Annotated in this window: 10 protein-coding genes and 1 pseudogene; 2 read left to right on the top strand and 9 right to left on the bottom strand. The window is 66.7% G+C overall.

Going from position 1 to position 11,536, the window contains the following annotated elements:
- Window positions 1-291: 291 nt before the first annotated feature.
- From LDL21_RS24240 to LDL21_RS24225, 4 genes and pseudogenes are all read right to left on the bottom strand, one after another.
- Window positions 292-774, bottom strand: a complete 483-nt coding sequence (locus LDL21_RS24240) for a hypothetical protein (RefSeq protein ID WP_225281881.1) — start codon at window positions 772-774, stop codon at window positions 292-294.
- Window positions 775-2,416: 1,642 nt separating this feature from the next.
- Window positions 2,417-2,752 (bottom strand): annotated as a pseudogene (locus LDL21_RS30265) (WXG100-like domain-containing protein); the annotation flags it as partial.
- 107 nt (window positions 2,753-2,859) lie between these two features.
- Window positions 2,860-3,360 carry a YbaB/EbfC family nucleoid-associated protein gene (locus LDL21_RS24230; protein WP_225281879.1) on the bottom strand — a complete coding sequence of 167 codons (501 nt, stop codon included), beginning with the start codon at window positions 3,358-3,360 and terminating at the stop codon, window positions 2,860-2,862.
- Window positions 3,361-3,376: 16 nt separating this feature from the next.
- On the bottom strand, window positions 3,377-3,700 hold the full coding sequence (locus LDL21_RS24225) for a hypothetical protein (protein ID WP_225281878.1): 324 nt from the start codon (window positions 3,698-3,700) through the stop codon (window positions 3,377-3,379).
- 281 nt (window positions 3,701-3,981) lie between these two features.
- Here LDL21_RS24225 and LDL21_RS24220 point away from each other — a divergent pair, with 281 nt between their 5' ends.
- On the top strand, window positions 3,982-5,481 hold the full coding sequence (locus tag LDL21_RS24220) for a hypothetical protein (RefSeq protein ID WP_225281877.1): 1,500 nt from the start codon (window positions 3,982-3,984) through the stop codon (window positions 5,479-5,481).
- Between the two features lie 51 nt (window positions 5,482-5,532).
- Here LDL21_RS24220 and LDL21_RS24215 read toward each other — a convergent pair whose 3' ends face one another.
- The gene (locus LDL21_RS24215; RefSeq protein ID WP_225281876.1) at window positions 5,533-5,745 is read right to left on the bottom strand and encodes a hypothetical protein; all 213 of its coding nucleotides are present in this window, start codon (window positions 5,743-5,745) and stop codon (window positions 5,533-5,535) included.
- A 136-nt stretch (window positions 5,746-5,881) separates the two neighbouring features.
- Between LDL21_RS24215 and dtd the strand changes: the two genes are divergently transcribed.
- Window positions 5,882-6,325 (top strand): D-aminoacyl-tRNA deacylase, encoded by a 444-nt coding sequence (gene dtd, locus LDL21_RS24210; RefSeq protein WP_225281875.1) that lies wholly within the window; start codon window positions 5,882-5,884, stop codon window positions 6,323-6,325.
- A 1-nt stretch (window position 6,326) separates the two neighbouring features.
- Here dtd and LDL21_RS24205 read toward each other — a convergent pair whose 3' ends face one another.
- Genes LDL21_RS24205 through LDL21_RS24190 form a run of 4 tightly spaced genes read right to left on the bottom strand, consistent with a single transcriptional unit; the run spans window position 6,327 to window position 11,532 of the window.
- Window positions 6,327-7,619 carry an ABC transporter permease gene (locus LDL21_RS24205; RefSeq protein ID WP_225281874.1) on the bottom strand — a complete coding sequence of 431 codons (1,293 nt, stop codon included), beginning with the start codon at window positions 7,617-7,619 and terminating at the stop codon, window positions 6,327-6,329.
- Window positions 7,616-8,884, bottom strand: a complete 1,269-nt coding sequence (locus LDL21_RS24200; protein ID WP_225281873.1) for an ABC transporter permease — start codon at window positions 8,882-8,884, stop codon at window positions 7,616-7,618. Before LDL21_RS24200 ends, LDL21_RS24205 begins: the two co-directional genes overlap by 4 nt.
- Before the next feature lie 28 nt (window positions 8,885-8,912).
- Window positions 8,913-10,430: an ABC transporter ATP-binding protein gene (locus LDL21_RS24195; RefSeq protein ID WP_225281872.1), complete on the bottom strand. Its 1,518-nt coding sequence runs from the start codon at window positions 10,428-10,430 to the stop codon at window positions 8,913-8,915.
- Window positions 10,431-10,440: 10 nt separating this feature from the next.
- Window positions 10,441-11,532 carry a BMP family lipoprotein gene (locus LDL21_RS24190; protein WP_225281871.1) on the bottom strand — a complete coding sequence of 364 codons (1,092 nt, stop codon included), beginning with the start codon at window positions 11,530-11,532 and terminating at the stop codon, window positions 10,441-10,443.
- Window positions 11,533-11,536: the final 4 nt, after the last annotated feature.

The raw sequence follows: 11,536 nt of genomic DNA, 5'->3' as shown, positions 1-11,536 counted from the left end.
CGCCCGAGCGAGGAAGGGCACCGTCCTCGTCGGAATCCCCCGAACGGGGCCGGGCGCCTTGCCCATCCCCGTCACCCATGCGAGAGGGAGCGGCGTCCACATCGGAATCAGCAGCGCGAGGGGCAGTTCCGTCGCCATCGGATTCGCTTATGCGCGGCCGGGCGCCATCCCCGTCAGCCTCGGCCACACGCGGGCGGGCACCATCCCCGTCGACCTCGCCTGCACGGGGCCTGACGCCATCGCCATCGGTTTCCCCTGCACGTGGACGGGTCCCGTCGCCATCGGACTCACTCACTCGCGGGCGAGCACCGTCACCATCGGACTCACCCACACGCGGGCGAGCGCCATCACCGTCAGACTCACCCACACGCGGCCGGGCACCATCGCCATCGGAGCCACCCGTGCGAGGACGAGTTCCCTCAGCACCGGATTCATCCACACGAGGCCGAGCCCCGTCGGAATCCCCTGAACGCGGGCGGGCACCGTCGCCGTCGGAATCACCCGCGCGAGGACGAGTTCCCTCAGCACCGGATTCATCCACACGAGGCCGAGCCCCGTCGGAATCCCCTGAACGCGGGCGAGCACCGTCGCCGTCGGAATCACTCGCGCGAGGGCGAGTTCCATCGCCATCCGATTCGTTGGTACGAGGTGGGGCACCATCTCCATCGGACTCGCCTGCACGCGGCCGGGCACTATCCCCATCAGGCTCGCCCACGCGAGGCGTAGTGCCGTCACCATCAGACGCACCCGCTCGCGGTGGAGTACCCGCGTCATTCGCTCCGCCGAGTCGCGGCGGAGAACCATTACCATCGGGCGACCCGGTGCGCGGGGCGGCGGTGTCGGCCTCGCCTGTGCGCGGCGGCAGGCCGGGTCCGTCCGGCGCGCCTGCCCGGGGTGTGCCCGCTTCGGGAATGCCCGAATCGCTTGCCACCTGGAGCGTGTCGGCAGCCTCTTGGCGCGAATTCGCCTGGGGCACTTGCTCGCCGGTCGGAGCGGCGTGAACAGCCGGACCACCTGCGGTGGGTGCCGGTGCCGAATCGGCGACACCGGCGCGGCTGGATGCGGCATCTGGCTTGGCGCTTTGCGTGCGGGGTTCGCCACCGCCTGCGGAGCGGTTGTCGCCTGCGGTGGGACTCGACTGAGAACCTGGGTTCGCGGCCGGGGCCGAGGCTGCCGGAGCGCCCGCGGCTGGCGCACCTGCGGTCGCCGGAGCACCCGCAGTCGCCGGGGCCCCAGCTCCGGCCGGAGCGCCCGCAGTCGCCGGAGCCGCCGCTTGCGGTGCGCCGGCGACACCATCTGCGCCGACCAGTGCACCACCAGCCGGCACACCATTCTGTTGTGCCGCAGCGATATTCGGTTCGGCAGTGAAGGGAGAACTGCCGTTGTGGGCGCCGTTCTCCCCAGTCAGACCCGCACCGCGATCGCCCGCCTGGTCGTTCGAGGAGCGGTCGCTGGACGAACCGCCCTCCCCGCTCGACGACTCCCCCGAGGTCGAACGATCACTCGACGAACCTTCGCCCGACGAAGACCGATCGCTCGATGCGGAATCATCCGCGGCGGAAGATCTGCCGTTCTGTGATCCCGCGCCGTCGCCTCCGGAACTCGCGTCGCTCTGTGCGGAGCTGCTCGAATTACTCTGCGACCCACCAGATCCGGAAGACTGCGAGGCCGCTTGGTTCCCGCCGCCCGCTGCGGCAGGACGCGTCTGCGTGCCGGGACTGCTCGACCCGTCCCCAGCCACGCCCGCCCGGCTCGGCGAATTCGACCCACCGGTCCCGGCTCCGGAGTTCGCACCTGCCCCGCCGGGTTCGGCACCGACCCGTGGCCCACCCACGTCACCGAACAGGCTGTTCATCCGGGTCGCGAGGTCGGGACGGCTCGACAGCACCGGCGCGCCCTTTTGCCAGGCGTGACTACCGGCGGTCCGTGCCGCGCCCGTCAACGAGCCGCTGAGACCACCCGCCGTCAGCATCCGGTAGTCGAACGGCCCCGCCCCGAAGGGAATGGTCACCGCGTAACCGGCGAGGGCACCCGCCAAACCCGCCGAGATACCGGTGATCTGGCTGTTCATGTACTGCCGCGCCCACGACGGATTGTCCACCCCGCGCATCAGACGCTTGTTGATGAGACCGGCAAGCGGCCCCGCAACGGCCCCACCTGCCGCCGAACTCAGCGCCGTGAGACCGACCTGCTCCCATTTGACCTTGTCGCGATGCCCCTTCTCCACCTGATACTGCTGAATGGCGAATTCCTGCATCGTACCGATGACGGTATCGATCATGATGTGCCGGAAAACGAACTTCACCACCGCATTCGCGGCAATCTTACCGACCGCGCGAATAATCGACGCGAGCAACCGATTCGCGATGAGGCGAACAGCGATGCGGGTCGCACCGATAGCCAGCGCATCGAGTCCGAGTTTGAACGGACCGGCCGCGAAAGAGGCCGCCATTTCCGCCGCCAGCAATGCCAGCGACGAGATGTACATCAGTTTGGCATATTCGATCTCGGTGCCGGCTTCGTAGGTGCCGTCGCCGGTTTCCTTGAAATACTTGGCCAGCGTTTTCAGCGACCGGTCTTTTTCGGGATCACCACCGGACCGGAGCAGGCTGTCGAAGGAATTGACCATCTCGGTGTAGCCGTCGCCCGCCGGATACGCCTTGATCGAAGCCGCCTTCGCCGCCTCGACATCTTTGATGACCTTTTCCAGCTCGGTGGCGGCCGTGCGCCAGTCCTCGCCGAGCTGCCACATCTGGTCTTCGTTGCCCTCGGGCCATTCCATGCCCGCAAGGATTTCGAGGTGCTGTAGCCACCCCGGGATGGTGATCGCCATATTCGGTTACCCGTGAAAGCCCGGGCTCACCAGCTCGAGTCGGTGACCGAACCGCCTCGATCACGGCCGAGGTCCACGTCGACGGTTCCGGAGAACTCCATCGGCTTGTCGTCTTCGGCCGGGCGCGCCGGCGAATTCGGTGCCGACGTGGGTGCTTTCACCGGCTCCGGGACCTTGATCTCGGGCATGCCCTCCACCAGGTCGGACAGTTTCGGCATGCGGGCGCGCTGGGTGTTCAGCGGTTCCAGCAGCTCGCTCGTCTTGCGCGCCATCTCGGCGGACGCCTGCTTGGCGGCCTCGGTGACCGCCTTGGCGATCTCGGCGTAGCTGAGGTCTTCGACGTCGGGGCCGAATTTCGTCTCGATCACCACATTGTCCGCGTTCACCGTCACTGTGACGTGTCTGCGGACCGTGGCGCTGGCCGTCAGGGTCGCGCGTTCCTGCTGGAGCCGGGCGATGGTGCGCATCTGTTCCTGCACACCTTCGAGAATGTCGGCCATATCGGCTCTGGCCTGCTCGTTCACCATTGTCGCGAATACCAGCTCAGCGCAGCCCGTAGCGGTTGTCGAGTTCCATATTGTGCAGGAACTCGGCGGATTCGGTCTGCGACTGGGACATGTTGGCGAATCCCTCGGCCACCGCGTCACCGTTGTCGGTGAGCAACTTGCTCGACTTGGTGTAACCGCCCGAGCCGTCCTGGCCGTTGGCGAAGGTTGTCCCGATGGTGTCGTGTCCCCAGCAGCCGTGGTGGCTTTCGACCGAGGCTTTGAGGGTGTCCATGATGCTGGTGACCCGGTCGTTCACGTGACCGGTTTTGGCAGCCGCACCGCGGAACAGATGCTCATCGAATTCGACCTTGTCTGCCATCTCGACGCTCCTCCACCATCGGGTAATACCTCTCGAGTATGCCACGGCGAGCACCCGCACGCAGGCCTCCAGAACGACAGGCGCACACCGATACTGACCCTTTCCTGCGGTTTCGCACCCACTGGTCACCAGGAGTTCATCACGGCGACAGCCGCATCCACAGCTGAGCCGCGCGGTCGCGCCAACTGTGGCAGACTCGGTAGACCACAACCTGGGTCGGTGCGCCGACCTGCGCAGCAACGATGATGGGGCCCGAGATTGACGTCGCGACGGAACCGCTCATGACCGACCTGAGCGGCCTCGAACGGCGCGTTGCAGCCGATCGCGCCAACACCCGCAGCCAGCAGCCCGAGGACTACCTCCGGCTGGCCGGTTCGCTCACCGAACTGGCCCAGGGGCTGCTCGCCACCCGCGACGACCCGTCCGGTCGCGACCGCACCGCGGAGGCGCTCGAGCCCGCGCAGGAAGCGGTGGCGATCCGGCTGCACTGGCTGGTCGAGGGCTTCGTCTCCTATGAGTACGCGGGTGCGCTCCAGGACGCGCTTCGGCTGTTCGAGCAGGCGACGCGGCTGGTCGGGCACCGCCAGCTCGCCACCAACACCATCCGCAGTGCGTGTTCTGCGTATCGGCAAGTGGCACAGGACTATCCGGACGTGCAGGCGATGTGCGCCGACGGGTTGTCCAAGTGCGGCGTGTGGTTGATGCGCCTCGATCACGAGGCGGCGGTGGCTGCCACGGAGTCGGCGGTGCGGATCCGGGCCGCGATGTACGCGCGGGCACCCGAGCAGCCGGGCAAGTATCTGGCCAGTCTGAGCACGCTGTTGCGGACACTGATGGTCGGACGCTCGCGCAAGCAGGCCATCGCGAGCTATCGCGCGCTGTACTCGGAGGTCACGTCCTCGGCGAGCACGGCGCAGCTGCGCGAAACCCGGATCGAGGACCTCGATCTGACCCTCAAGACCACCCAGGCACTGCACAAGCTCGGCGCTGCGACACTCGAGCGCGCCGGCCGGTTGACCCAGCAGCAGATCCTGTACCAGTCGGGTGGCGACCTGGCGACCATCGACGAAATCAACTGGCGTCTTGCCCTTGTCGGCCTGAAGCCGCTCGCCGCCGGCGCCATGCCGGAACCGCCGTCGCGGCCCGTGGAAATCACCGCGACCTACGGCGCGATCGCTGTGCGCTGCTCGGCGCCCGACGCTCTGGAGCAGGTTCGAACCGCTGTCACCGCCGCCTTCGCCGCGCACGGCGCTACTCCTGTCGACGCGGGTCGTTTCGCCGGTGTGCACGAACGGCATTGGGGCGTCAAAGAACCGAAGGTGAACCCGGACACCGAACTCGGCGCCGATGTGGTGCTCGTCGAAAAAGCCTCGGGCAGCTGGGTTTCGGTGAAGAGCCTGAACTGGGAGATCGGCGCACTCGGCAAACACCCCCTGGCGGTCGCGTTGTCGGCGAAGTGGCCGGTGCTGACCGTCGCCACCATCGAGAACATCTCCTACGAGCTGTGCCTCTACGACAACGGAGTGGCCACCCAGTACGCCGCCCTCGGCCGCCCTGCGGGCCAGGCACCACTCGAAACTCCCCTGGCCCCCCTCGACTTCGCCACCCTCGCCGACTACGGCGCCGACTACGCTTCCGAAACCCAGGTCCGCGCGGCCTTCGGCAACGCGGCGATGTTCGCCAAGGTCACCGAACTCCCCGGCAGCGGCATCCGCCAAGCCGCCGAAAAAGGCCCCCTCACCGACTACGGCCCCGACATCCTGTTCTTCGGCAAGGACTGACACACCAAAGCCGCTGCCCTCCAGACATCGAGGGCAGCGGCTTTTGTGTGCTCAGGAATTGCGGTTCGCGTCTCGCTTGATCCGGGCCGCGCTGCCGAAGCAGGCTGCCGCCGTCACCAGCAGGCCCGTGGTGATCGCGCTGGTGAAGCCGCTCGGCTCCATATCGAACGCCGAGAACATCAGAATGAACACGCCGAAGCCTGCCAGTGCTGCAATTCCCCCCATGAATAGATTCTTACGTTGCTGCACTTGATCTTCCGTCATACCGGTAAAAGTATCGGTTGACGGCGGGAATTGTAAACCGCAGCCGGACAAAGCTTTCGAAATTGCCGAATTGCTCGCAACAATTGATTGCACCCCGATTACCGTCGATCCGGGTCACCCGGCATGATCGATTACTGTGCGAGTACTGCTGCAACGTGTGACCACCGCCCAGGTAACAGTCGACGATCAGGTCGTCGGCCGGATCGACCCGGCCACGACGGGTGCGCCGCACGGCCTGCTCGCGCTGGTCGGCGTCACCCACACCGACACCGAGGACATCGCGAAAGCACTGGCGGACAAGACTTTCCGCCTGCGGATCCTCGACGGCGAGCGATCGGCCGCCGACCTGAACGCGCCGATTCTCGTCGTCAGCCAGTTCACCCTCTACGCCAACACCGCAAAGGGCCGCCGCCCCTCCTGGAACGCGGCCGCTCCGGGCCCGGTCGCCGAACCCCTGGTGGACACCTTCGCCGACACCCTGCGCGACCTGGGGGCCACCGTGGCCACCGGAAAATTCGGCGCCCACATGCACATAGACCTGACCAACGACGGCCCGGTCACCGTCCTGCTCGAAGGCTGAACTAATTGTCGCCAGGCCGGTACGGGATGCCGTCTGCGGCGGGTGCCACGGCTTTTCCGATGAATCCGGCGACCACGACGAGAGTCACCACGTAAGGCAGCATGCCGAGGAATTCGGTGGGGATCGGGTTGCCGGGCATGGTGTTGAGGAACCGTTGCAGCGCGCTGGAGAAGCCGAAGAGCAGGGCGGCCAGGAGGGCACCGACGGGGTTCCAGCGCCCGACGATCATCACCGCGAGCGCGACGAAACCGAGGGCCGCGGTCATGTTCTTGCTGAAGGCCACATTGTTGGCGATGGTGAAGAAGGCGCCACCGAAACCTGACAGCGCACCCGCACAGGTGACGTTCCAGAATCGCAGCCGGTTCACGTCGATACCGGCGGCGTCGGCGGCCGCCGGGTGCTCCCCGACGGCACGGGTCCGCAGCCCCCACCTGGTGTGGAACAGCAGGTAGGACAGCCCGAACACGCAGGCCAGCGCCACATAGACGAAGAGATTCTGGTCGAACAGGACCGGTCCGAGGATCGGGAGGTCGGTGAGGAAACCGAGGCCGATGTCGTGCAGGAATCCACCGATGCGCGGCACCGTGCTCGGCTGGTTGAGCGAATGGTCCATGCGCATCAGCCGCTCGAAAAGGAACCCGGTGAGGCCGAGCGCGAGCAGGTTCAGGATCACACCGGTGACCAGCTGATTCACCTCGAAACGGGTGGCCAGCCAGGCCAGCAGCAGCGTGGATATCATGCCGCTGAGCACCGCCGCGAGTATGCCGACATAGGGGTTGCCGGTGATGGAGGCGAACAGCACCGCGGTGAAGGCGCCCGCCAGGAACTGTCCCTCGATGCCGAGGTTGATGACACCGGACCGCTCACACACCACCCCGGACAGGGCACCGAAGATGAACGGCAAGGCCAGGAACAGCGTGGTGGCCAGCACGAACTCCACCGGGAACCCGACGCCGGGCGTCACCACCCAGGACAGCACCGCGATCACCAGCGCGGTCGCCGCCACCCCGACGATCACCCCGTGCGTGCGCGCACTCACCGCCCGCGCGAGCAACAGCACTCCGAGCAGCACGGTGAGCACCGCAAGCGTCACAACGATGCCGAAAGTGCCGACGGTCCAGCTGCTTTCGACGGTCTGATCCAGACGGAACGTGGTGGCCCGCCCATCGGGCATCCACAGCAACGCCGCGACGGCGAGCACCGCCCCGAGTACGACGAGCACTGCCCCACCCACCGGGTGACGCACGGTCTCGGTCACGACGACCGGTTTCGATTCGGCGACAGCGGTACTCACCAGCCCCTCGCTTCCAGCGTGTTGAGCCCACCGCGCGGAGTGCGCAGGTGCAGCAGGGTTTTCACCAGGGCGGGCGCGGCGATGAACAGCACGATCACCGCCTGCAACAGCGTCGACATCTCGACCGGGATGGCGGGCTGCATGTGCAGCGTGCCCGACTTCAACGCACCGAACAGCAGCGCCGCCGCGACGATCCCACCCGGATGCGCCCGCCCGAGCAATGCGACAGTGATCCCGTCGAAGCCGAACTCGGCAACCGTTCCGGGGTTCACCGTGTACGGGTTCAACCCGAGTACGAGCGCCCCACCACCGATCCCGGCGAGCGCACCCGACACCCCCATCGTGGTGATGAACGTACGACCCATGTCGATGCCCGCCGTTTGCGCCGCGTGCGGATTCGCCCCGACCGCGCGGATCCGGTACCCGAAGGTCGACTTGCGCAGCAGCCACCAGATCCCCGCCGCCAGCGCCAACGCGATCAGCAGCCCGGCACTCACCCGCAGCCCCGATCCCGCCCAGCCGAGGAGCCGAGGCAGCCGGGCCGAGATGTCGGCCGGTTTGGACACCAGCTCCTGCGAGGTCAGCGAGTGGATGAAGGTGGTGCTCAGCGCCCAGAGCAGGAAGTAGGTGGCGATATTGTTCAGCATGATCGACGAGATCACCTCGTGTGCACCGGTTTTCGCCTTCAGCACACCGGGAATCGCACCGAAGAGCCCGCCCGCGAGCGCACCGGCGGCCAGCGCGAGTGGCACGTGCAGCAGCGGCGGCAGATCGATCGCGAACCCGACGATCAACGCACCGAGCATGCCGAAGATGAACTGCCCGTGCCCACCGATATTGAACAGTCCGGCCCGGAACGCCAGCCCCACGGCGAGCCCGGTGAAGATCAGCGGGGTGGCGTAGGTGAGCGTCTCCGAGATCGGGCGCAGCACCTGGGCGAGGGTGGCTGTGCCGTCGAAGAACTCCTGCAGGCGGCCGATGTCGAGGATGGCGCCCTCGAACAGGTCACGATAGGCCGTGCTCACCGCCTGCCAGGAGAAACTCAGCGCATCGGTTGGCCGGTTGAGAAAGTAGCCCCAGGCCCGGCGCACCGACGGATCGGAAACGATGATGAGCAGCGCGCCGATCGCGAAGGCGAGCAGCAGTGAATAGATGGTCACCATCACGCTGTTGGCTTCGGTCAGATACCGGGTAAAGGTGCGGCCGAAACCCGGTCTTTCGGGCCGGGGCGATTCGGTCTCCGGCGCGGTGGTCGTACTCGGCATGGGAATCCTCGAGGATGTCGGCGCCAGTTCAGCTCGGGGTGGCGGATTCGGTGGGGCGGTGGCCTGCCATCAGCTGACCGATGATCTCGCGCGGGGTGTCCGGCCCGACCTCACCGACGATCTGCCCGTTGTGGATCACCGCGATCCGGTCGGACAGGGCGAGGATCTCGTCCAGTTCGGCGGAGATGAGCAGCACTCCGGTCCCCGAGTCGCGTTCGGCGACGAGCCTGCTGTGGATGAACTCGATAGCGCCGACGTCTACCCCTCGGGTGGGCTGTGCGGCGACGAGAACCGCACGGGGACGGGAGAATTCGCGGGCGATCACCACTTTCTGCTGATTACCACCCGACAGGGCGGACACCGGTTCGCCGGGCCCACGGGTGCGGATGTCGAAGTCGGCGATAGCCTTGTCGGCCAGCGTGCGGACAGCGTCGCCGTCGAGCACGCCGCGATGCGACAGCGGTGCGTCGCGGTACTGGTTGAGCACGAGGTTCTCGGCCACGGTGAAGTCGGCCGCCAGTCCGTCGCGGCCACGGTCCTCCGGGATGTAGCCGAGCCCGGCGACGATTCGCCGGTACGGATCCCACGAGGTCACCGGCACCCCACCCAGCTCGACCGTCCCGCCGTCCGGGCGGACGGTGCCGAGCACGGCCCTGGCGAGTTCGGTCTGGCCGTTGCCCTCCACCCCGGCCAACCCGACGATCTCACCGGCGCGCACCGTGAGGTTCAGCCCGTCGAGCACCGCCGTGCCCCGCTCGCCGAGCACCGTCAGATCCTTCACCGCCAAGGCGACCTCACCTGGATCGGCGGGCGTGCGCTCGACGGTCAGGATCACCGACCGCCCGACCATCGCCGCCGCCAGCTCGGCCTCGCTGTCCTCGGGCGAGGCCTGGGCCACTACCTTGCCCCGCCGCAGCACCGTGATGGTGTCGGCGATGGCCTTCACCTCTTTGAGCTTGTGGCTGATGAAGATCACCGACATGCCAGCGGCGGTGAGATTGCGGATGATGCCGAGTAGTTCCGCTACTTCCGGTGGGGTGAGCACGGCGGTCGGTTCGTCGAGGATCAGCAGGTCGGTGTCGCCGGAGAGCGCCTTGACGATCTCCACCCGCTGCTGCACACCCACCGGCAGGTCCTCGCAGATGGCATCCGGATCGAGCGCGAGACCGTAGCGATCCGACACCGCGCGCACCGCGTCGCGTGCCGCCGCCCGGTCAAGAATCCCGCGCTTGGCGTGTTCGCGACCCAGCTGCACGTTGTCGGCCACACTGAACGGGCCGACCAGCTTGAAATGCTGATGCACCATGCCGATTCCGGCGGCGATCGCGTCGCTGGGCGAACGGAACCGCACAGGTTCGCCGTCGATGAGGATCTCGCCGCTGGTTGGTTCGAGAATGCCGTAGAGCATATTCATCAGGGTGGATTTACCCGCGCCGTTCTCACCGAGAATCGCGTGCACCTGGCCGGGTTCCACCACCAGATCGACATTCTCGTCGGCCAGGAAATCGCCGAAAGCCTTTGTCAGTCCCCGTACTTCGAGTCGCATGTCGTTGTCCTCAGAGCTTGGGGGCGGCGGGTGAGTCGATCACGATCCGGCCTTCGACGATCTCGGTGCGCAGGGCCGTGAGCTCCTGTTTCAGCCGCTCGGGTACGGCACCGTCGAAATCATGGAACGGCGCCAGGCCCACCCCACCGTTGCCGAGCGTGCCGACATACCGGCCGTCTTTCGGGCCCTCGGCGAAAGCGTTGTCGATCGCGACGCGCACCGCGGCGGAAATGTCCTTCATCGACGACGACAACATGATGTCCTTGTATTCCGGCACGGCTTCGTACCCGTCGGAATCGACCCAGATCATGCTCACCCCAGGCGAATCCTGCACCGCCGACGCACCGCCCATACCGACGGGACCGGCCACCGGGTGAATGACGTCGGCGCCCTGGGCGATGAAATTCTCGGTCAGCGAGCGACCGGCGCTGGTGTCGTCGAAATTGCCGGTGAACGAACCGTTCTGCTCGGCTACATTCCAGCCGAGCACCTCGGTACTCGTTCCGTGAACCTGGTTGTACCTGGCCACGCCCGCCGCGAAACCGTCCATGAAGATCGTCACAGCGGGGATCTGCATGCCGCCCCAGGTCGCGACACGTCCGGTCTTGGTCATGCCCGCCGCGAGATAGCCTGCGAGATAAGAGGATTGGGCGGCGTTGAACTCCATCGAATAGACGTTGTCCAACTCCACGTGCGCGTCGACGATGGCGAACCGCTGATCCGGGTACTCCCCCGCCACCTGCGCCACCGCCTCGGCCATCAGGCCGCCGACCCCGATCACCAGATCGCAGTCGTCATCGGCCGAGGCCCGCAGGTTGGGTTCGTAATCGGCGGAACTGTTCGACTGCCGGTAGGAACCGTAGACCCCGGGGTTGGCGTCGATCGCCGCCTTCACCCCGTTCCAGCCGGATTCGTTGAACGACTTGTCGTCCACCCCGCCCGCATCGGTCACCATGCAGGTCTCGAAACCGGCACTCGCCGAACCGTAGGTATTGCCCGATCCCGTGTAGCGCGACTCGGCGGGCGGCTCACCGCAACCGACGAGCGACGCCGCCGTCGCACAGGTGGCGACGACGGCGATCAGCGCGATCCCAGATCTCATTACT

It is taken from the genome of Nocardia rosealba, assembly GCF_020216065.1.
GTDB classification, from domain to species: Bacteria; Actinomycetota; Actinomycetes; order Mycobacteriales; family Mycobacteriaceae; genus Nocardia; species Nocardia rosealba.
This window is presented reverse-complemented; position numbering and strand designations above follow the sequence as displayed.